The sequence below is a fragment of the Hymenobacter qilianensis genome, assembly GCF_014489555.1.
GTDB lineage: Bacteria > Bacteroidota > Bacteroidia > Cytophagales > Hymenobacteraceae > Hymenobacter > Hymenobacter qilianensis.
This window is the reverse complement of the sequence record NZ_CP060784.1, coordinates 4,164,441-4,185,243: the sequence shown is the minus strand read 5'-3', so window position 1 is coordinate 4,185,243 and position 20,803 is coordinate 4,164,441. Positions and strand designations below refer to the sequence as shown.

At 53.7% G+C, this 20,803-nt stretch carries 21 protein-coding genes and 2 pseudogenes; 11 read left to right on the top strand and 12 right to left on the bottom strand.

Translation table 11 applies throughout. The features are described 5' to 3' along the window. Window positions 1-34: 34 nt before the first annotated feature. The 3 genes from H9L05_RS18920 to H9L05_RS18910 all read right to left on the bottom strand — a co-directional run bounded on the left by H9L05_RS18920 (window position 35) and on the right by H9L05_RS18910 (window position 2,707). Window positions 35-712, bottom strand: a complete 678-nt coding sequence (locus tag H9L05_RS18920) for a response regulator (RefSeq protein WP_187732227.1) — start codon at window positions 710-712, stop codon at window positions 35-37. Between the two features lie 55 nt (window positions 713-767). Beyond that, window positions 768-2,168: a sensor histidine kinase gene (locus H9L05_RS18915; RefSeq protein ID WP_187732226.1), complete on the bottom strand. Its 1,401-nt coding sequence runs from the start codon at window positions 2,166-2,168 to the stop codon at window positions 768-770. A 134-nt stretch (window positions 2,169-2,302) separates the two neighbouring features. Then, window positions 2,303-2,707: a hypothetical protein gene (locus tag H9L05_RS18910; protein WP_187732225.1), complete on the bottom strand. Its 405-nt coding sequence runs from the start codon at window positions 2,705-2,707 to the stop codon at window positions 2,303-2,305. Between the two features lie 336 nt (window positions 2,708-3,043). Between H9L05_RS18910 and H9L05_RS18905 the strand changes: the two genes are divergently transcribed. Next, window positions 3,044-4,138: a DUF5723 family protein gene (locus H9L05_RS18905; RefSeq protein WP_187732224.1), complete on the top strand. Its 1,095-nt coding sequence runs from the start codon at window positions 3,044-3,046 to the stop codon at window positions 4,136-4,138. Between the two features lie 8 nt (window positions 4,139-4,146). Further along, on the top strand, window positions 4,147-4,470 hold the full coding sequence (locus H9L05_RS18900) for a hypothetical protein (protein WP_187732223.1): 324 nt from the start codon (window positions 4,147-4,149) through the stop codon (window positions 4,468-4,470). Window positions 4,471-4,478: 8 nt separating this feature from the next. Here H9L05_RS18900 and H9L05_RS18895 read toward each other — a convergent pair whose 3' ends face one another. Further along, window positions 4,479-5,129 carry an alpha/beta hydrolase gene (locus H9L05_RS18895; RefSeq protein ID WP_187732222.1) on the bottom strand — a complete coding sequence of 217 codons (651 nt, stop codon included), beginning with the start codon at window positions 5,127-5,129 and terminating at the stop codon, window positions 4,479-4,481. A 26-nt stretch (window positions 5,130-5,155) separates the two neighbouring features. Beyond that, complete coding sequence (gene cdd, locus H9L05_RS18890; RefSeq protein ID WP_187732221.1) at window positions 5,156-5,656, bottom strand: cytidine deaminase; 501 nt, start codon at window positions 5,654-5,656, stop codon at window positions 5,156-5,158. Window positions 5,657-5,922: 266 nt separating this feature from the next. Between cdd and H9L05_RS18885 the strand changes: the two genes are divergently transcribed. Further along, a complete protein-coding gene (locus H9L05_RS18885; protein WP_187732220.1) occupies window positions 5,923-7,278 on the top strand; it encodes a saccharopine dehydrogenase family protein in 1,356 nt (451 codons plus the stop codon). Between the two features lie 86 nt (window positions 7,279-7,364). Here H9L05_RS18885 and H9L05_RS18880 read toward each other — a convergent pair whose 3' ends face one another. The 7 genes from H9L05_RS18880 to aroQ form a co-directional block, all read right to left on the bottom strand. Then, window positions 7,365-8,087 carry a tRNA1(Val) (adenine(37)-N6)-methyltransferase gene (locus H9L05_RS18880; RefSeq protein ID WP_223284568.1) on the bottom strand — a complete coding sequence of 241 codons (723 nt, stop codon included), beginning with the start codon at window positions 8,085-8,087 and terminating at the stop codon, window positions 7,365-7,367. Further along, on the bottom strand, window positions 8,027-9,193 hold the full coding sequence (locus H9L05_RS18875) for an acyltransferase family protein (RefSeq protein WP_187732219.1): 1,167 nt from the start codon (window positions 9,191-9,193) through the stop codon (window positions 8,027-8,029). The genes H9L05_RS18880 and H9L05_RS18875 overlap by 61 nt, the downstream gene beginning before the upstream one ends. A gap of 63 nt (window positions 9,194-9,256) precedes the next feature. Beyond that, complete coding sequence (gene rnhA / locus H9L05_RS18870) at window positions 9,257-9,721, bottom strand: ribonuclease HI (RefSeq protein ID WP_187732218.1); 465 nt, start codon at window positions 9,719-9,721, stop codon at window positions 9,257-9,259. Window positions 9,722-9,821: 100 nt separating this feature from the next. Further along, complete coding sequence (locus H9L05_RS18865) at window positions 9,822-10,382, bottom strand: MarC family protein (protein WP_187732217.1); 561 nt, start codon at window positions 10,380-10,382, stop codon at window positions 9,822-9,824. 131 nt (window positions 10,383-10,513) lie between these two features. Next, window positions 10,514-11,005: a hypothetical protein gene (locus tag H9L05_RS24200; RefSeq protein WP_223284567.1), complete on the bottom strand. Its 492-nt coding sequence runs from the start codon at window positions 11,003-11,005 to the stop codon at window positions 10,514-10,516. Window positions 11,006-11,055: 50 nt separating this feature from the next. Further along, a complete protein-coding gene (locus H9L05_RS24195; RefSeq protein ID WP_223284566.1) occupies window positions 11,056-11,574 on the bottom strand; it encodes a hypothetical protein in 519 nt (172 codons plus the stop codon). A gap of 151 nt (window positions 11,575-11,725) precedes the next feature. Beyond that, window positions 11,726-12,172, bottom strand: a complete 447-nt coding sequence (gene aroQ, locus H9L05_RS18855; RefSeq protein WP_187732216.1) for a type II 3-dehydroquinate dehydratase — start codon at window positions 12,170-12,172, stop codon at window positions 11,726-11,728. Between the two features lie 211 nt (window positions 12,173-12,383). Between aroQ and xerD the strand changes: the two are divergent. From xerD to H9L05_RS18815, 8 genes and pseudogenes are all read left to right on the top strand, one after another. Continuing rightward, window positions 12,384-13,270: pseudogene (gene xerD, locus H9L05_RS18850) on the top strand (site-specific tyrosine recombinase XerD). Window positions 13,271-13,765: 495 nt separating this feature from the next. Beyond that, window positions 13,766-14,725, top strand: a complete 960-nt coding sequence (locus H9L05_RS18845) for a DNA translocase FtsK 4TM domain-containing protein (RefSeq protein ID WP_187732215.1) — start codon at window positions 13,766-13,768, stop codon at window positions 14,723-14,725. Window positions 14,726-14,958: 233 nt separating this feature from the next. Continuing rightward, window positions 14,959-16,482, top strand: a pseudogene (locus tag H9L05_RS18840) (DNA translocase FtsK); the annotation flags it as partial. A gap of 126 nt (window positions 16,483-16,608) precedes the next feature. Then, window positions 16,609-17,253, top strand: a complete 645-nt coding sequence (locus H9L05_RS18835; protein ID WP_187732214.1) for a LolA family protein — start codon at window positions 16,609-16,611, stop codon at window positions 17,251-17,253. A gap of 180 nt (window positions 17,254-17,433) precedes the next feature. Beyond that, window positions 17,434-18,210, top strand: a complete 777-nt coding sequence (locus H9L05_RS25310) for a DUF2851 family protein (RefSeq protein WP_187732213.1) — start codon at window positions 17,434-17,436, stop codon at window positions 18,208-18,210. Further along, on the top strand, window positions 18,159-18,737 hold the full coding sequence (locus tag H9L05_RS25305) for a DUF2851 family protein (protein WP_187734340.1): 579 nt from the start codon (window positions 18,159-18,161) through the stop codon (window positions 18,735-18,737). Before H9L05_RS25310 ends, H9L05_RS25305 begins: the two co-directional genes overlap by 52 nt. Beyond that, on the top strand, window positions 18,734-20,023 hold the full coding sequence (locus H9L05_RS18820; RefSeq protein WP_187732212.1) for a hypothetical protein: 1,290 nt from the start codon (window positions 18,734-18,736) through the stop codon (window positions 20,021-20,023). Before H9L05_RS25305 ends, H9L05_RS18820 begins: the two co-directional genes overlap by 4 nt. Before the next feature lie 102 nt (window positions 20,024-20,125). After that, on the top strand, window positions 20,126-20,758 hold the full coding sequence (locus H9L05_RS18815; protein ID WP_187732211.1) for a NeuD/PglB/VioB family sugar acetyltransferase: 633 nt from the start codon (window positions 20,126-20,128) through the stop codon (window positions 20,756-20,758). Window positions 20,759-20,803 lie beyond the last annotated feature (45 nt).

The window sequence follows — 20,803 nt, the reverse complement described above, 5'->3', positions numbered from 1 at the left end:
AATCAGCATGAAGCTCTGGGGGGCTTTTTTGGCTTTATAAGCCGTGGTCGATGGCAAACTGCACCAACGAAGCCAGGTTCTGTAGCTCCAACTTGTACATAATATTTCGTCGGTGCGTAGCCACGGTCAGCTCCGACAGCGAAAGCTGATCAGCGATGACGCGCGAGGTAAGGCCGGTGCGGATAAGCCGAACAATCTCCCGCTCCCGCTTCGAGAGGCGCTGGAGGCGCAGCGACGGCTCCGCTGTAGCGCCAACCGTCAGCAACGTAGCCTGCTGAAGCCGGGGCGGAAAGGCCAGCTCGCCCCGTTGGATGGCCCGGATAGCCGTCAGCAGTATCTCAGCGTCTGCCGATTTGGAAACGAAACCACGTGCACCGGCAGTGGCTATCCGGTCAATAAGCTCAGTGCCTGCCGCAGCTGTACTTAAGATTAATATCTTCAGCTGGGGCCATTGCTGCCGCAGCTGGGGCAATAAAGTAAGGCCATCGGGAGGAGGCAGGTGCAGGTCGAGCAGAAGTACATCAGCGGGTGGGGTAGCTGCGACTGACAGCCAGGCCAGTAGATCGGTTCCCGACCGGAGCTGGCCTACTACCATCAGGTCGGGCTGCTCATTCAGCAACAAGGTCAGGCTTTGCATCAGCATCTGGTGGTCATCGACGATGAGGAGTCGGCAAGGCAAAGGTGGTGCGTCAGCAGATAAAACTTGATTCATGCGTGCGGTGGTTACTCAGAAATCATTGTGATCTTATAAACGAGACTGACTTAACTCAACACGGTAGCCAAACCATAATGCTAGTGCCATTACTGGAGCTATCAATATGGACCTGACCGCCCAGATAGTCGGCGCGGGCGCGTACGCCCCGCAAACCAATGCCATTACTTGCAGCATTCGACTCAAAGCCTTTCCCATTGTCTTCCACCAGAACCTCCAGGGAAGTGGGGTGCCGGAGCAGCTGCACTTTTACTTCGGAGGCACGCGCATGGCGAACTGCGTTGTTAAGTAGCTCAGCAGCAATGCGATACGCCGACATTTGTAGGGGCTGTGGAATGGTGTCGAGGCTGGTATCACAATAGGTGCGCACCACAGGATTGCCATAGAGATTTAGCAGTTCACCTAAGTGCGCAACCGAGTCACTCAAACTACCCAGGCCGGGCTCGGCAGGGAGCAATGCATGACTTAGCGTGCGCACCTCATCGCGCAGGTGGCGCAATAGAAGCTCGGTTTGGCGAGCGGCGGCAGCGGCTTCCGGAAAAGCGGCCAGCGCATCCCGAATGGCCTGCCCTTGCCAGGCCATGTGTAAGGCCATCAGGTTTGGCCCCAGAGCGTCGTGGAGCTCACGGGCAAGGTGTTCACGCTCTTCTTCCTGGGCAGCTATCAGACGGGCGCTCATGTCATTACGTTCGCGCAGCTGCCGGATACGCAGCTTGGCATTTTGGCGTAGTGTGTGGCGAAAACGCCCTGTGAGCAGGAAGCTCAGAACCAACAACTCCAGAAATAGCCCCCAAGCCAGGGCATTGGGCTCAACCAGATGCAGGGTAGTAAGCCCGACGTGGTTTAGCCAGAATAGCACAAATCCTCCGAAGAAAAAGAAGTAGGTGAGGGAATAATAGATGGCCAGGCGGCGTCGGCGAGGCGACCGGAAAACGGCTATCAGCGCAACCCAGCAGTACGTAAAAATGGAAACCAGCAATACCTCTCGCCCCCCGTTGAGCAGCGTAAGCCCCAGCGTACCTTCCTGAGCGCGAGCAGCCGGATAAAGCAGCGTATAAGCCAGCACAAAGACAGCGGCCGTAACAACCAGGCCAGTGCCTACACGGTGGAGAACCGGCCAGCCGTTGCGCAGCCGCAGAAACAACTGAAGAATGCAAAGCCCACAGGCGGCCGCCAGCAGCATAAAGTTAAACTGACCAATAGACCACAGCAGGCGGTACACACTGCCCGGGAAAGTCAAGGCATCCAGCCCATCCTCCATCAGCAGAAAAATAGTGGTAAAAACCACATACGCTACATACCAGAGGTGAATTCGGTCGCGCAGGAAACCGAACAAAACCAGGTTGAACACGGCACTGCCCAAATAAAACCCGATAAGCCAAATCCAGCGCTTATAAAAGACATAGTTCACTTCCCAAGCCAAAAAGTCCTCCGTTGTTGTCACGTCGGTGGGCATGTAAAGGGCTCCCGCATGATGATCGATGCGCAGATAAAGCTCGGCGTATTCGCCGGCCGCCAGTGTGAAGGGCAGACATAAGGCTCGCGCAGGAAATATGCGCTCGGCGGCCGGAACCTGGGAGGACGCGGCGGCTATCCGCGTGAACTGCTCATCGCCGCCCCCCGGTAATACAGCGTAGCGCTATCGGTATAGTTATACAGACTCCAGATAAAACGGGTGCGCTGCGGTAAAGTATTCACAACTGCCAACCGCAGCCAAAGCCGCTGATGCACAAAGCCTAAGTTGAGCGTCCGGTGCCATGGGCCTGCGGTAAAAGCACCAGACCGAAAGAGGCTGTCAGCATGAGCAGGCGTGGGCGGGGCCGAAAAAGGCTCCGTAATGTAGAGGTAGGTTTCGGAGAGGTGGATGCCATTTGACTCGCGCAGGTAGAGCGTGTCAGAAAGCTTGGGGGGCAAATCGGGACCAGCTTGCGTAGCTGTCGGTATCAGAACCAAGCTCACCCAAAGCAGCAAAAAAACACCTAGATAGCTGGGCATGGCCGGGGGTAAAAGTAGAAATAAGACACACTAACCAAAGCTGACTTATAACAGGAAAACCCGGGATAAGTCAACTGATCGGTGCCTCTAAGTATATCAGTTTAGGAATCAAAATAACCTCTTGAATAAATGCGATTTTAAATCAGAAATTACTTAAATGTAGGTATTTCATAAAATAGTGCAAGGCTGTAAGCTTGTAGTTCTATTGCCTAATAATGTAATCATCTGCTGATCAATCACTAAACCATATATGCCTACATGAGAAAATCGATACTATTCTATGTTTGTGGCTCGCTACTTGTAGCGCTACCCAACTATGATGCAATCGCCCAGCAAATGTTCAATCCTTCGCACAGCAACTTTGCTGGGCTAGGGGGCGCAATCTGGAACCCAGCTACCATCGCCGACAATCGCTACAGCGTGCAGCTAGAACTGCTGGCCGTTGATGGGCACGCCACCAATACCGCCTACCGCTACACCGGTCCTTGGAGTTTGAAGAGCCCCAGCGAAGATTTTGAGCTGGAAAGCCGCTACCTCCAGCAACGCACAGGCGACCGGCCTAACCTGGTAAGTGTAGGCGTGAACGCCCGTGGCCCGGGCCTGTTGCTTCGCTTAAATTCCAAGCACAGCATTGCGGTCAGCACGCGGGTTCGGGCTGCGCTTCAGGGCAATAACGTTTCGCAGGAACTGATTCGAAATGCGGTGGATGAATTCGAGAATGGCGGCCGCTTCACCGATAACAAGCTTAATCTCAACATGAATGCCTTTGCTGAATGGAACCTGACTTATGGGCGGGTTGTGTTCGACGAAGGCCCGCACTTTCTCAAAACGGGCATCACGGTAAAGCGTCTGATGGGCGCCGGATCAGCGTATTTGCAAGCCAAAAGCATGGATCTGGAAGTAGCTGCGCCAAATGCGGCGAGTGATACTACCGTGCGAATCCGAAACCTTGATGGCGCCTTTGGCTATTCCAATCCTCGGGCATTCGACGACCTTGATACGGAGGAGGGCGGGCGCTGGCTCAGAGGGCAGAATACGCCCGGCAGCGGCTGGGGGGCAGATATTGGCTTCGTCTATGAGTACCGGCCCGACGGTGACCGCTACCGTTATCGGGATGCGAAAGGAGCAGAAAAGGTAGACCACGGCCGCAACAAGTACCGCTATCGGTTGGCCGTAGCCATCACCGATATTGGCGGCATTCGCTACCGCGACCAAACTGTGGCTTACAACGAAATCAAAACGGCTAACCTGGGCGTGAGCAACGACGAGGTGAACGGCATCGACCTGGATAACTTCGATGAGCGCATCGAGCGGATTCTACGGGCGCAGGACCTGAGTAAAGACACCAAGTTTGTGGCGGGCCTGGCCACGGCGCTCAATGTGGACTTTGATTACCATGTGGGGGCAAAATTTACGCTAACGCAGCCGTAAGCCAGAGCTTGCGTGGGCGCTATGCCATCGGGATGCGCCAGCTTTCCTACGCTGCCTTTACGCCCCGCCTCGAAACGCGCTGGCTGGAAATTGCCGCTCCGGTTTCGCTGGTAAACAACTATCAGATGCTGGCCTATGGCCTGATGCTACGGCTTGGCCCTCTGACCGTTGGCTCCAATAACCTGCAGGCGCTTTTCGAGAAAAGCAATCTATACGGGGCCAATGCTTATGCCGAGCTTTCGTTATTTACCTGGGCCAACAAACGGTATAAGACCCCAAAAAAGGCCAAAACCCCAACTCAGAAGGTGAAAACTACTCAGAAAACTAGCTAGGCGACCAGCTACATCAATTGCCGCAGTGTGGCGGCGTTAAGCTCATGCTTGCCTGTAAAACGCAGAATGATAGGCTCTACGCCCAGCCGAACCAGAAAGTCGCGCTGCTTTTGCAGGTCAGCTTCCTTGATAAATTCGTCTTGGTCGCCGCACACCAGCACTACGGGCAGGCGCTGCAATAAGTGGGTGGCCACCGCAAAATCTATATCGTCAGGGAAAGCGCCGGCCCACAAAATGAGCCGGTCTGGCCGAAACGTTGCGCGGGCCAGCCACCGGCTAACTGTTGCTGCGCCCTGCGAGAAGCCAAACACAGTGATAGCTACATCTGGGGGGCTTTTTTGCAGCAGCGTTTCGGCCAGGTGGTTTAAATACGTCACATAATCGTCAATCTCAGCTAGCCGGTCTTCCCGTGTCATCCAACTCGCCCCAATGCGGCCTCCATTGCCCTGCAAGTAAAAGCGGGACAGGCTTTCTGGGGCTATTATGACGGTGTCGTTGACTTCGGTGAGAACAGCAAAATGCCGGATAAAATAGGCGGCCAGCTGCCCGTAACCATGGCACACAAACCAAATGTACCGGGTGCGCTCGGTTAGCTCACCCAACTGATAATAGCGTGCGGTACGCGCTACCGTAAGCCGATGTTCCTGAGCTGAAGCCACCTCTGATAAGTAGAATGTTGCCGCAACTACTCCGTGCGTTGCCCCGGCAGATTTTCGGCCGAAAACTGGAACGGCAGCAAATCGGATAGGGTGCGGAAGCGGTAGATGGTGCCATCGGGGCCGGGCAGAAGCAGCGGAATCTGTTGGCCCTGGCGGTTTTCGTATTCGGTCATTACCTGGCGGCAAGCTCCGCACGGCATGGCCAGCATGAAGTCGCCCTGGGCCGGGCGCGCGGCCACGGCCATCGCAACAATGCGGCGTTCGGGCTGACTTACCGCCAAGCCGAATAAGGCCGTACGCTCTGCGCACAAACCCGATGGATACGCCGCGTTCTCCTGATTAGAGCCCTTAAAAACAGAGCCATCGTCGAGGAGCAGCGCGGCACCTACGTTAAAGTGGGAATAAGGGGCGTAAGCGTGATCAGTGGCGGCGCGGGCCGCGTGCCAGATGGTGGCTTCGGATGGAGTGAGCTCCGCTTCGGAGGCCAGTACATCCACAGTAATAGTCAGTTGTAACGGGTGAGCCATTGGCAGGTCTAAGGGAATGCAGCGTTCCATCACCAACCAAGCGGCCCCGGTAGGAGAAGGGGCGGTGAATGTAAGACATTTATCCTTTTACCAGTGTATCAACATCAAAACAATCAGAAATTTGCCCCCAAGTCCCTATTTCATCCGTGGCTAAGCCCTAAGAGCATTTAGGTATCTGGTCATTCACAACGAGCGCAATGACTTGTTGACGGGCGGCGGATTAGCGGTAGAGTTCGTAGACTTGTGCATCACTACGCACCCTTCTCTTGAAAAATATCCTGCTGCTCGGGGCCGGGCGTTCGGCATCTTCTCTGATTAACTACCTGTTGCGCTATGCGCCCATTGAGGGCTGGCACCTTACCGTAGCCGATGTGCAGCCTGCGCATTTGGTGCCTATACTGGTAGCCCACACCGAATACGCCCGCGCCGTACCATTTGATATTCAGAATGATGCGCTGCTGGAGGAGCTGGTAACTTCCGCCGACGTGGTGATTTCCATGCTGCCCGCGGCGTTTCATCCGGTAGTAGCCCGCGCTTGCCTGCGCCACGGCCGTCATCTGGCTACTGCCAGCTACGCCACCGACGAAATTCGCGCCTTGGATGCTGAAGCGCAGGCCGCTGGCGTGACGCTGCTGATGGAATGCGGCCTTGATCCCGGCCTCGATCATATGTCGGCTATGCAGGCAATAGGAGCCATTCGGGCGCGTGGGGGGCAATTAGTGTCCTTCAAATCGTACTGCGGCGGTCTGCTTACGCCCGAGTCGGAGGGGAATAATCCGTGGCGGTACAAGTTTACCTGGAACCCGCGGAACGTGGTGCTGGCCGGACAAAGCACCGCCAAATACCTGGAAAATGGCCGACCCCACTTTATTCCGTATCAGCAGCTCTTTCGCCGCTTAGAGGTTCTGGACGTTCCCGGCTACGGGCAGTTTGAGGGCTACGCCAACCGCGATTCGCTCAGCTACCGCGCACCCTACGGCCTCGATACTATCCCTACCATTTTGCGCGGCACCCTGCGCCGGCCGGGCTATTGCGCTGCCTGGAACGCCCTGGTTCGCCTCGGCCTCACCGACGACACCGTGCATCTGGGCAACACGGCCGACTGGACGTGGCCGCAGCTTATTGCCGCCTATTTGCCTCCCGCCGCTGCCGTGGGGGGCAATCTGGCAACTCAATTGGCTGACTATTTAGGGTTGAATCCGGATGGAGAAGAAATGCGACTACTTAGCTGGCTCGGGCTGTTCAAGCACACGGCCGTTGGCCTGCCCAACGCCACACCGGCCCAGCTGCTGGAACATTTACTGACCGAAAAATGGCGCCTCCAGCCCGGCGACCACGACCTGATTGTGATGCAGCATCTTTTTGAGTTTATGCTGCACGGCAAACGGTACCGGCGCACATCCTCGCTGGTGGTGCCTGGCGACGATGCCACGCACACCGCCATGGCCAAAACGGTGGGGCTGCCGCTTGGTATGGTCGTGCGCCGCCTGGCCCGTGGTCTGGTACCACAGCATGGCGTGGTTATTCCAACTCACGCCGACCTCTACGAGCCTGTTCTAGCTGAATTGGAGGCTGACTACGGAATTCAGTTTCAGGAAGAAGAAAGCGAGTTATCGAATTAATAATCAGCGATTAAACCTCGATAACCACCCGAATTATATCGTTGATTATCAAGGTGCCATGCTTTATTGAGAACAGCGGGAGTAACTCAGAAAGCCAGATAAAAATCGCGTAGCAGAGCCTTAAATTCCGGAGAATAGGTCGCCTCAGCTTCGGTATATATGGCCAGGCTACAGTTTTCGGTGGCCTCCGGCGTGCGGGTAAAAGTGGTAATATGTCGGTTGGCGCGGCTGCCCAGTCGATGATGCACTTGAAGGCGGATGCTGGGAAAAAAGCCCCCCAGAGCCGCTATCTGTTCAAAATGGCGCATTTCTGGCGGGGGCAACAGCACCGTAAGCTGCCCGGCAGGAGTGAGGTATTGGGCAGTGAAAGCTATCAGCTCCTCGAAGGATAAAGTATCAGCGGCCGTATGGCGGGCGGTTGTTCGTGCCGCGTCGGGTGAGCGCAGGGAGTGGCGGAAAAAAGGTGGATTACAGATAATATAATCGAAGGGCGCTGGCTGGGTACTGGCAAATGCTGCCAAACTCAACCCGTGAACCTTTATTCGCTCCGACCAAGGACTAGCAGCCACATTTTCAACGGCTTGCACAGCAGCCGATTCATCTAGTTCAACAGCTTCTATCTGAACCGCTGGGTTGCGCTGGGCCGCCATTAAAGCAAGCAGACCAGTGCCCGTGCCGATATCCAAAAGGCGAGCAGACTCGGAAAGATTGGCCGCAGCACCGAGCACACAGGCATCGGTGCACACCTTCATCGCACACTGGCCTTGCTCAACGCGGAATTGCTTGAACTGGAAGTAGGGGTTGGCCACTCGTGACGAGAAGTAAGTGATTTGATTTTTTTATTCACCGGCTCTTCAAAGAAGTAATACAGAGCTATAGATAATGCTACCAATACCAAATAAATGGCTACAGCCCCTAGCGTAGATTCCTCATTGAAGTAAGGCGATAGCAGTTCATGAATAAGCCCCATATGAATAAGATAAAAGGCATAAGAGCTTTTTCCAAGTACAGATAATGCCTTTGTAGATAAAAATGTAGAAACGAGAGTTTTTTCCCGAAGCAGGCCCATAAATATGGTAGCTATGCACAAAGGAAAATAAAGATTGTTTACCGCAGTGCCAATAGGTGGACTCACGCCGAAATTGGCCCCATACGCCACTTTTATTTTCATCAGAGCAAATATTCCCAGCGAAAATAATAGGATACCGCCGTATGTTAAAAAAGAAAAATCATGTTTGGTTTTCACTTTTTTTAGTAACAACGCCAAACCAGCGCCAATAAAGAACTCGGAAAAGCGACCAAAGAAAGTCGTGTACGCTACGAAGGGTACATTTTCGAAGAAGGGTAGATGCAGAAAGTTAAAGGCTTTAACCAGCAAAAACCCCGTAGTAGGCAGTAAAATGATAGCTGATATCCAGACGGCCGCTTTATTAAATCTGCGACTATTCAGGGCTGCAAAAAAGAATATTGCGAAAAAATAAAAGCATTCTTCAACGGTTAGCGACCAAGCCTGTGGCAGACCAGTGAACATATACTCTAAAGATAAGCTCTTAAGAAGCGTGATGTTCAGGATAAGCGCATATAAATAATATCTGGTAAAGCCAGCATTATAAAAGGCAATAAAGAAAACGGGAAGGGTTAGAACTATATACAATGGATATATTCTTGCAAACCTATTAATAATGTATATTTTTATATTTTTGATTGATAATAGTTCTGTGGTAAAATATCTCTCCGTAATAAGAAAACCACTAAGCGTGAAGAAAATAGTTACCCCAACGTGAAATTCGTGAAATACCGATTTTAAAAACGAACTTTCAAATATTAATTCCCCTGGATTATAATGGTGTAAATAAACCATAAACGCAGCTACTGCTCTCACACCAGTTAATGAAGAATAGTAGGGAAGTCGCATGCTTTATTTGATTATACCAGCGGTATAACTATTTTTTGCGATTGATATACTGAATAATAAAAGCTAGCGCTTGGCCTCAATAAGCTCGTAGCCTTCATCCACGAGTAATTTGCCTTGCGTGGCACTGAACACCGCCAGGCGGTCGCAGCGCTCATTTTCGGGGTGGCCGTTGTGGCCGCGCACCCAGCGGAAGTGCACGGTGCGCTGCTTGTACACTTTTAGAAAACGCCGCCAGAGGTCTTCATTGGCTTTTTTGCCAAAATCAGGCTTCATAGCCCACCCGAATACCCAGCGCTTTTCAACGGCATCAACCACATATTTGGAGTCGGTGACTACGGTGATGGGTATTTCGGGACGCGTGACGGCCTCTAAACCTACGATGACCGCTAGTAGCTCCATGCGGTTGTTGGTAGTGAGCCGAAAGCCTTCAGTCAACTCTTTTTCGTGTTGGCCGAAGCGTAGAATGGCTCCATAGCCACCCGGACCGGGGTTTCCGCGGGATGATCCGTCAGTAAAAAGATATATCATTCTGACTTATTGAATGGCAACATATCCGAATTGTCGGTTGCTTGAACGCCCATCTATTTGATGGATGAGTAGGTAGCCTACAATTCGGATAATCAGTTACTTAAAAGTTGGCTTTAAACAGCTTAATGGCAATTGCCAGCAGAATCACGCCGAAAACGCGGCGTAGAATGTCTTCGCCTGCCTTGCCGAGTTTACGCTCAATCCAAGCGCTGCTTTTGAGCACAGCGTACACAAAGACCAGATTTAAAACGATGCCTACCAGTACGTTGGGCAAGGAGTAAGCCGCTCGTAGGGATAGTAGGGTGGTCATAGTGCCGGCCCCGACGATGAGGGGGAAAGCCAACGGTACAATGGAGCCCGAAGCAGCCAGCGGATCGTTGCGAAATAGCTCAATGCCCAAGATCATCTCCATACCAATCAGGAAGATGATAATGGCACCGGCTAAAGCAAATGATTGAAAGTCAACGCCAAATAAAGATAGAATGCTCTGGCCCAGAAACAGGAAAACCACCATCAGCGCCCCCGCTACCAGTGTGGCTTTCTCGGAGTGCACCTTGCCCTCACGCTGCCGAATCTGGATAATAATAGGGATGGAGCCCAAAATGTCGATAACAGCAAACAAGGTAAGCGTGACGGAGAGGATTTCTTTTAATGAAAACATATTGTTGGCACCAACCTGAAGGTTGCGAAACGAACCTTGGGTTTGATGAGCAAGTCAATTACAATGACGGCGCACAGAGAAATAATGCGGCGCGGATGGTGGCTAAGCTGGAGCTTGGTGCTAGGCTGTTGTTAGGCGAAGTCTTTGGCAAAAAACTGCACCAGCTTCTCATAGGCCGCATCCGGAATAGCTGGGAAGTTGGCGATACGCAGGCTGTTGGCTTTCCAAGTGCCGTAGCCATTGCCTAGCTGCATACCCTGTGCCAGGGCGCTGCGCTTTACCTCATCAATCAGGGCTGGGGGGCCTTGCAAGCCAATAACGGTAGTGGAGCGCGTTTCAGGGTTTTGCACGAGCGGGCTGAGCTGAGTAGCGCTATCAAAGAAGTCGTAGAGCTTGGTAGCGCGGTCTTGGAGGTGCTGGTGCACGGCTTTGATTGGCGCCCGGTCCTGAAGTACGCGGCTGAGCAAGTAGATGCCCAGCACATTGGGTGTGTAGTTGGTTTGCCAGTTGAGCATTTTCTCATACTGGGCCGTCAGGCTGTTGTAGTGAGCGCGCTCGTTGAGGTGGCGGAAGCGGGCTACAGCGCGGGGCGAAAGCACCATCAGAGCCAAGCCAGCGGGCAAGCCAAAAGCTTTCTGAACCGAAGCAAACCAGATATCTGCCTTAATATACTTCAGCTGAATGCCCCCAGCGACGAGGTAGCATCGATGGCCAGCAAGGCGTTGCCGAGGCGGTTGAAAACGTTTAGGATAAAACCATCGCGAAGCTGGGTCGCGTTAGAGGTTTCATTCTGAGTAAGGCAAACTAAGTCGGTGTCGTCGTTGAAGGGGAGCGTGTGCACATTGGGCAGCTCATCGAGCCCAAAAGCTTGGCCAGTAGAGGCGGGGCGCAGGGCGCGGGCATAGTCGAGCCACTTTTCCCCGAAGGCGCCGCTGTACAAGTGAAAGCTTTTGGTGGGCGTCAGGCTTTGCGTTAGGACTTCCCAGCACTCAGTAGCCGAACTAAGGAAGAAAACGGTGTAGTCCTGCGGAATATTAAGCTTAGCCCGAAGATCGGTAACGGTTTGACGCATCAGGCCCGTGAAACGCTCGCCACGGTGCGGAGCCGATAGCCAGCCTTCATCGAAGGCATCGGTGAGGTATTGGCGCACGGCCGGATACACAGCCGATGGTCCAGGATTGAAAGTATACATTCAGTTGGTGATTGCTAGTGGAGAAGACAAAGGTAGTAGGAGCGGGGTTTGGCCGACACCTTTCTTGGGGAGACTAACGTTTACCTCGGCCTGATTCATGTCCATTATTTAGGCATGGGCACAAAAAAGCCCCCCAGCAACCATCATTGCTTTACACCTTGAATCCAACGCGCTTCGGCCGTAATCCTTCAAAATAATGCAGGGCCAGCCGGTAGCTATCGAGCTTGAAACCGGTGATGGTGCCAATGCAATGTTTGCCAAGCAAACTTTTCTGCCGAAACTCTTCGCGGGCTGCCAGGTTAGACAGATGTACCTCTACTACAGGCGTGTTGATAGCGGCTACGGCATCGGCCAAGGCAACGCTAGTATGCGTGTAGCCGCCGGCGTTGAGCACAATGCCATGATAAGTGAAGCCTACTTCATGTATCTTATCAATTAGCTCGCCCTCGTGGCTCGACTGAAAGTACTCCAGCTTGATGGCGGGAAATGCCTCGTGCAAATCAGGCAAAAAGTCTTCGAAGGAGCGATTACCATAAATGCCCGGTTCGCGGCGACCCAATAAGTTGAGGTTGGGGCCGTTGATGATGATGATTTTCATGAAGCAAGAGTGAAGCGAAAAGGTAAAGGTCGGGGAACGTTGCTAAAACTAGTGTTTTCTAGATCGCGCTAAAAAGTACTACTTGCTGCTGCAAATATTTTCTGACCTGAATATTCCCAAAGATTCCTAGAAAAAAGCCCCCCATTCGGCACGACTCTTGGATTCTTCCTCACACCTCTCGCTTCTAAATTTACTACTATTGAATTGGTCCATGAGCCTCAAACAATTTGAGGGCTATTTACAACTCGAAAAATCGTTATCAGGCAATAGTGTGGAGGCGTATGTGCGGGATGTAGGCAAGTTGCGGCAGTACCTCGAGATATCGAAGCTACCCGCAAACCCGGAGCAGGTAACGACCCGGATTCTGCGCGATTTTCTGGCTTGGTTGGGCGAATTGGGGCTTGGCGCTACTTCACAAGCCCGCACGCTTTCCGGTATTAAGGCCTTCTACAGCTTCCTGATTATGGAAGATATGTTGCTGATAGATCCGACCGATACCCTGGAAGCTCCCAAAATCGGCCGTAAGCTGCCTGATACGCTGGCGTATGAGGAAATAACACAATTGCTGGACGCCGTGGACGTGAGCACCAACGAAGGTACCCGCAACCGCGCCATCCTGGAAGTACTGTACTCGTCAGGCCTGCGCGTATCGGAGCTGACGGAGCTGCGGCTATCCAATTTGTATGCCGATCAGGGCTTTGTGCGCGTCACGGGCAAAGGCAACAAGGAACGCCTCGTGCCCATCGGCCGCGACGCGCTGAAGCACCTCAACATCTACCTCACCGGCATACGCTGCCACCTCGACATTGAGCGCGGCCACGAGGATATCGTGTTTTTGAATCGTCGGGGGCAAAATTGTCGCGGGTGATGATCTTTAACATCATCAAAGCCTTGGCCGATAAAGCAGGTATTCGCAAAACGGTGAGTCCGCATACGTTCCGGCACAGCTTTGCCACGCATCTTATTGAAGGCGGCGCCGACCTGCGCGCCGTGCAGGAGATGCTGGGCCACGAAAGCATCACCACCACCGAAATCTACACCCACCTCGACCGGGATTATCTGAAGCAAGTTATTACTGAGTTTCACCCGCGCAGCTAGTCGCCGGTTTGGGCATCGTCGCCTTGGGGGAAGCTCATCCACACCTTCGCCCAAGGCGACGTGTTCGTTTTTGCAGGGAGCTTTTTGACCTGTAATGGTTTTGGAACCAGGTTATTTAAGCAATGGAGCGGTCTGGGGGCAAATTTTCGGTTAGGACTGCGGGCGGGCAAGTGTATCTTTACGAAGCGTGAGGTGTTGGCTGCCGGGATAAATCGTTCCTGAGAGAAGCTACACTGCCGCCTTGTAAGTTCTACATATAGCCTTTCGGTGCGTAAGCATGGCAAAGAATACATATAAACAATCTGATACTCCGCCGGCCCGCGGCAACGAGCCACGTCCGGCCGCCCGCCCCGCCACTCGCCCGGCGCCCGCCCAGAGCCCGCCCCGGCTCTCCGCGAAAACAGTCGCCGTGCTGAGGCCAACTCAAAACCAGCGGCAGCCAAGCCTGCTGCCAAAGCCCAGAAGCCTCCGCGCCAATGGCCCAAGCTGCCTTCGTTGGGGGGCATTTTTGGCTTTCTGCACGACCGTCGCTTTCAGTTGTTCCTCGGATTTTTCTTCCTATTGGGGTCTATTTACCTCACTATTGCGTTCGTGTCGTTCCTGTTTACGGGTCACGCCGATCAGAGCGTAGTAGGCAGCTTGGCCACCACGCCTGCCAAAGAAGCGGGGCAGGAATCGGGCAACTGGCTGGGCTTATTAGGGGCAATGGCCGCGCAGGTGCTCATTTATAAAGGCTTTGGTGTAGCCGCGTTTGCGGTCATTCCTATCGTCTTCTTTTTGGGGTATAAAATCGTGTTTCGACGCGCCGGCGTAGGCGTGTCGCTCAGCTACGTCATCGCGTTATGCCTGTTTTCGATGCTGTGGCTGAGCGCTTTGCTTGGCTATGTTGTGCTTACCCTCCAGACTCCCGACGCCGACCCAAACCTAGCGCACACCCTCGATTTTTTGAGCGGTGGCATTGGGTATGAAGTTGCCTCCTGGCTCGATAGCCTTATTGGTTGGGGCACGGTGCTACTGCTGGCTTTTCTGCTGATTTCCTTCGTTGTCTTCTTCTTTAATGTGACCAGCCTAAGCATGGGAACAGCCGCCGAAGATGAGGCAGACGCCACCAGCGCCAATGCTAGCGCTGATGGTCAGGATCTGTATGGCCGCACAGGTCTAGGCGTAAATCACGGTGCCGACCCCACTGCTTCGCTCGATGCCGAAGAAGCGGAAATTGCCCCCCAGATGACATTGCGTAGCACAAAGCCAGTCGTCAGGAGAGAGCCGGAAGAAGAAATTGCCCCCCAGTTCACTTCAACGATAGGGGAGGATGAAGACGACGAATTGGAAGCAGAAAGCCCAGCCCCTACGGGGTCGGTTGCTTCTCCAGCTTTCAGCATTACGGCTCCTGCCGGCGCGGCCCTGCCATTGTCTGTTGCGCCTAGCGTGGCTACAGCGGGGCAGCAGCATTAGCTGCTTCGGCTGCGAGCATGAGCGGACCTAGCTTCTCGGTTGAAATGCCCGTTGATGCCGAAGCTGCTCCCGTAACCAGCCGTGTGCCCACGCCGCTTTCCTTGGCTGATTTAGCCGATGGGACTACTGCTGCACCCACTTCGCCGCCTTTAACCGTAGCACCAGCAACTCCCGCCGAAACGCCCCCCATGGCCATCACAGTGGCCGATGACGACGACTTCTTTGCCGAAGGCACAGAGAACTACGACCCCACGCTCGACCTTTCGCGCTATCAATATCCAACCTTGGAATTGCTCAACGACTATGGTGCCGCCAAAGCCCAGGTAAGCAAGGAGGAACTGGAGGACAACAAAGACCGCATCGTTGAAACCTTAGGCCATTATGGCATCAACATCGCGAGCATCAAAGCTACCATCGGCCCGACGGTGACACTGTATGAGATTGTGCCTGATGCGGGCGTGCGTATCTCCAAGATCAAAAGTCTGGAGGATGATATTGCGCTGAGTCTGGCCGCGTTAGGTATTCGTATCATCGCGCCTATTCCGGGTAAAGGAACCATCGGTATTGAGGTGCCGAATACCAAGAAGGAAATGGTGAGCATCCGGTCGGTGCTAAGCCACGAGAAGTTTCGCACCAGCGAAATGGACCTGCCCATTGCCTTCGGCCGAACTATTACCAATGAAGTATTTGTGGCCGATCTGGCCAAAATGCCCCATTTGCTCATGGCCGGTGCCACAGGTCAGGGTAAGTCAGTGGGCTTGAACGTGATTCTGGCTTCACTACTTTATAAGCGGCATCCTTCGCAGTTGAAGTTTGTGCTCGTTGACCCTAAAAAGGTGGAATTGAGCATCTTCAACAAAATCGAGCGTCATTTCCTAGCTAAGCTGCCCGACACTGAGGAAGCCATCATCACCGACACCAAAAAGGTGGTGAACACGCTCAACTCCTTGTGTATGGAGATGGATCGGCGCTACGACCTACTGAAGGATGCTGGCTGCCGCAATCTGAAGGAGTACAACCGCAAGTTTGTGGAGCGCCGTCTCAGCCCCAAAAAAGGCCACCGCTTCATGCCGTTCATTGTGCTGGTTATTGATGAACTGGCCGATCTTATGATGACGGCGGGAAAGGAAGTAGAAACGCCGATTGCCCGTTTGGCTCAATTGGCGCGCGCTATTGGTATTCACCTGATTGTGGCTACTCAACGCCCTTCCGTGAACGTGATTACGGGTATCATCAAGGCCAACTTTCCCTGCCGCATTTCCTTCAAAGTGACCTCCAAGATTGACTCCCGCACTATCCTGGATACGGGTGGCGCGGATCAGTTGGTAGGACAAGGGGACATGCTGTTTTCGGCCGGCTCCGACCTGATTCGGGTGCAGTGTGCCTTCATTGATACGCCCGAAGTAGATCGTCTTTGCGACTTCGTGGGCGAGCAACAAGGCTATCCAGAGGCTTATTTGTTGCCGGAAGTGGCCGGTGCCGAAGGTGATACGGGCGGTAACAGCGAGGACTTTGATCCTGCCTCCCGCGACAGCATGTTTGAGGAAGCCGCCCGCGTAATTGTGACACATCAGCAGGGTAGTACCTCGTTGCTCCAACGCCGTTTGAAGCTGGGTTATAACCGAGCCGGACGTTTGATTGACCAACTCGAACACGCCGGCGTCGTAGGACCTTTTGAGGGCAGCAAAGCGCGAGAGGTATTAATTCCGGATGAGTACAGTTTGGAGCAATTATTGAATAACCTGAACAAAACCTAGAAATAAGTGCTTAAGGCTGGAAACTATAGCATAAAAACGAAGAACTGTTACCTCTGTTCTTATAGCTACAAATAAAGTTTCTGGTTCTGAGCCACCACTTTGCAACAGCAATTTCTCTCCCCACAAATGAAAAAATTCCTCGCTCTGCTGACGTTATCGGTTACACTGGTTGCAGCCGCACCCGCGCAGCAGGACCCCAAAGCTGGTAAGATTCTCGACCAGATGAGTGCCAAGTACCAGGCAATGAAAGCGTTTAAAGCCACTTTTACCCAAACCCTCGAAAACGACGCGGCTAAGGTAAAAGAGAATATGACCGGCGATATTACGGTGAGTGGCCAAAAGTTTCGGCTGAAGTTGAGCGGTCAGGAGATCATCAACAACGGCCAGACCATGTGGACTTACATGAAGGACGAGAATGAGGTGAATATCTCTGATTATGAGCCTGAAGAGGGCGAGATTTCGCCGGCCCAGATTTATACGCTCTATAAAAAAGGCTACAAGTACTCTTATGTGCAGGAAGCCAAAGAAGCTGGTGAGGCCGTCGACATCATCGAATTGGCGCCCGAAGACAAGAATAATCAGGTTTTTAAGGTGCGCTTATCAGTGAGTAAGGCTGATAAGTCGTTGAAAAGCTGGAAGATGTTTAAAAAGAACGGCAGCCGCACAACCGTAACCATCCGCAAGTTCCAGCCTAATCCACCGGTTGATGCTACTACCTTCAACTTTGATAAAGCGAAGTACAAGGGCGTAAAGGTGATTGACCTGCGTTAATCCTTCGCTAATGAATTTCGGCCCGCTTTCACTTCTGGTGGAGGCGGGCCGTTTTTTTGGTGGATAAACGCAAATAAGTGCTTGGTTTTTGTATGCGGCCTTTGGCCGAAAAAGGAGTTGACAATTGCCTTTATTCTCACCAGCACGGCTACTTACTTATATTGGAACACCTTATCACTTATGAAAGAAGAGCTACTTCACTATGTCTGGCAGCACCAGTATTTTGATAAAGCAGATTTGTTGACGGACCAGGGCGAAAAGCTGATTGTTTTGCGCCCCGGCCACCACAATACGGATGCCGGACCTGACTTCCTGAATGCTCGTCTTCAGATTGGCGAAGTAGAGTGGAATGGTGCCGTTGAAATCCATTTGCGCGCTTCCGACTGGCAGCGTCATCAGCACCAGACAGACCCCAAATACGACCAGGTAGTATTGCACGTGGTGTATGCCGCCGACCAGCCCGTGCAGCGCACCAATGGCTCCGTTATTTCTTCCCTGACCTTGGCGCCGCGATTAACACCCGCACTGCTGACCACTTATGCCGCGCTGGGGGGCAATTTGGATGCCGTATCGGTGCCGTGTGCGCCGTTTTTGCCATTGGTGCCGGGCATTACGCGCACCATGATGCTCGGGCGGGCATTACTGGAAAGAATGGAGCAAAAAGCTGATTTGATAGAAGCTCAGAATAAACACTTAGGCGGCGACTGGGAGGCCACGACTTATCATGCGCTGGCCACCGCTTTCGGGTTTAAGAAAAATAGTGAGCCGCTGGCTCGTTTGGCTAAAGCCGTGCCGCTGAGCGTTCTGCGGCGCCACCGCCACGATTCGCTCCAGACGGAGGCGTTGCTTTTTGGGCAGGCCGGCCTCTTGCCCACTGCCCCCGATTTGCCCCCAGTGATGCTTACCTGGCCGGTCTGTGCCGGGAATATGAGTTTCTGCGTCATAAATATGAGCTAGGTGCGCTGGCCTTGCCTGCCCATGCCTGGAACTTCCTGCGCCTGCGGCCCGCCAACTTTCCGACGGTACGTATCGCTCAGCTTGCGGCTTTGCTTCATGCCCGGCCGGCCCTGTTCGATGCGCTGCTCACGGCCGGTAGCGTGGCAGCGTTGGAGCAGTTTTTTCGGGTGGCGGTATCTCCCTATTGGCAAGCCCATTACCGGCCAGGCAGCCCCAGCAAAGTCGCTGCTCTGGGCCGGAGCAGCATTCATTTATTGATAATCAATGTGGTGGTGCCTCTGCGGGTAGCCTACGCTCGCCACGTAGGTCAGCCTGAGCTGGTGGAGCAAGCCGTGGCCTTGCTGGAGCAGTTGCCCGCTGAGCATAATCATCTGACGGCTCCTTATGAGGCTCTGCACTTTGAGCACCGCACCGCCGCCGATTCGCAAGGGCTGCTGGCTATGCACCACGGCTATTGCCAGCCCCGCCGCTGCCTAAAGTGCGCGGTTGGCAGCCGGATTCTGCAGCATAATTTGCCCCCTAGGTGAAAATTATTGTCGCTATAGGGTTGAATATACTTTTGGTAGTAGCGCTGGCCTACTGGCTGCGGCGGCAGGCGCGTGCTTCTGCGTTGGGTAAGGTGCTGCTGCCTGCCTTGGTGCTGAGGCTCTTGGCTGGCGCTGCTGCCTGCCTCGCGCTCACCAGCGACGCTGCATATTTTCAGTTCTGGGGTAAGCTGCTCAACGCCCAGCTGTGGGATAACCCCGGCGCTTGGCTACAGACTTTGCTGGGAGAGGAATTTCATGGCTACGGAGAGAAACTGATATTTCACGGCTTTTCAAACACCTTCTTCATCATCAAGCTCCTGTCAGTATTGAATCTAGGGTCGTTGGGGAATACGCTGCTGAATGGGGCTTACCTGAGTCTGTTTAGCTTTATCGGCAGCTGGCAGCTGGTGCGGGCTGTAGAAATAGCGTTGCCGCGGGTGCCGGCAGGTGCGGCAGCGGTGGCATGGCTGGCGTGGCCGTCGGTTGTGTATTGGTCGTCGGGCATTACGAAAGAGAGTTTGCTGGTGGGGAGCGGAGCCTGGCTTACCGCTTTGGTTGTAGGGTGGCTGTATGGCGGTCAGCCCGTTCGACCAGTAGGAATAGCGGGTGCTTTGCTGCTGGCTTGGTTGCACTTCAAGATGCGCTTTTTCTTTGCTGGTTTGCTATTGGGTGGGTTGGCTAGTCTTGTAGTAGTGCATACGCTGCAACAGTTTTTTGGCCGCGCCCGGCACTGGCTGGTGCAGCTGGCCATTATCCTGGTAGTGCTGGCAGGAGGGATGCGGGTGGCCGCTGAGGTAATTCCGGTTCTTCGCCTGAATAAATTCACGAACCAGCTCAGCCACAACTATAATCAGCTGGTTAGAGCATCGCGCACTCGCCCGCATATTGAGTACGATAACCTGAAGCCGACAGTAGAAAGCATCCTGAGCCATACGCCCAAGGCCATTGTAAGCACCATTACTCGCCCCTGGCTCGGGGAAGACAAGCAGCTGCTATACATCGTTGCCGGCCTCGAAAACCTGGCTTTACTGCTGCTGATTGGTGTAGCTTTGGTGGCGCTGGCCCGGCGCCGACCCGGTTATCTGCCGTTCGCATTGGTGGTTGTTTTGGTGCTGTACTGCCTGGCCTTGGCTGCCTTGTTGGGGCTGAGTACGCCTAACCTGGGAACCCTGAACCGCTACCGGGCGGTTTTGCTGCCGTATCTAGTGTTTCTGCTGCTTCAAAATGACTATGCGGCCCGCTGGCTTCCCCGATTTAGAACCGAGCTGCCGCCAGCTGCCCGATAGCAAGCCCGCCTGCTGACTATTGCGCAATACTTGGCCCCACTCGCGGCAGGGTGTATCTTTGTGGTTTAGAAAAAATCGCCCCTGGGGGCATTTTCGCTTCGCATGGAAAATCCAGTTATCATTTTGGGCGCTCAAAGTCTGGGCGCAACGGCACTAGATGCCTTTCAAAGCAACGACGTGGTTGTGTATTGTCTGCTCGACGACGATGCTAAGCTGCAGAATACCGAGCTAAACAACGTGCCCGTGATGGGCAACACAGACGACCGCGAGCTGCTTAAGCTTCTGGGCAAAAAGTGCGAGGTGTTTGTGGCCACCGAGGATACGGCCAGCCGCCGCAGCCTCACCAATATGCTCCGCGATGAGTACGAAGTAGTGCCCGTGAATGCTATTCATGCCCGCGCCAGCGTTTCGGAGCAGGCGTGGCTGGGTCATGGCAACCTCATCGGGGCCGGGGCCGTCGTATCGAGCAACAGCAAAATGGGCAACAGCTGCCTCATTGGGGCCAACGCCGTAATTGACGTGCAGGTAGAGCTGGGCGACTTTGTGCAGGTGGGCGCGGGCGCCATCGTCAATGCGGGTGCCGTGCTGGCCGAGCAGGCATTCATCGGACCTGGCGCTATCATCGTTGGGGGCGTTAAGATCGGGGCCAAAGCCCGCGTTGGCGCCGGCTCGGTGGTAGTGGCTGATGTTGCGGCCAACCAAACGGTGTTTGGCAACCCGGCCGCTAAGGTTTAATTAGTAATTAAGAATGACGAATTAATAATGGGAGAAACTCCCTGC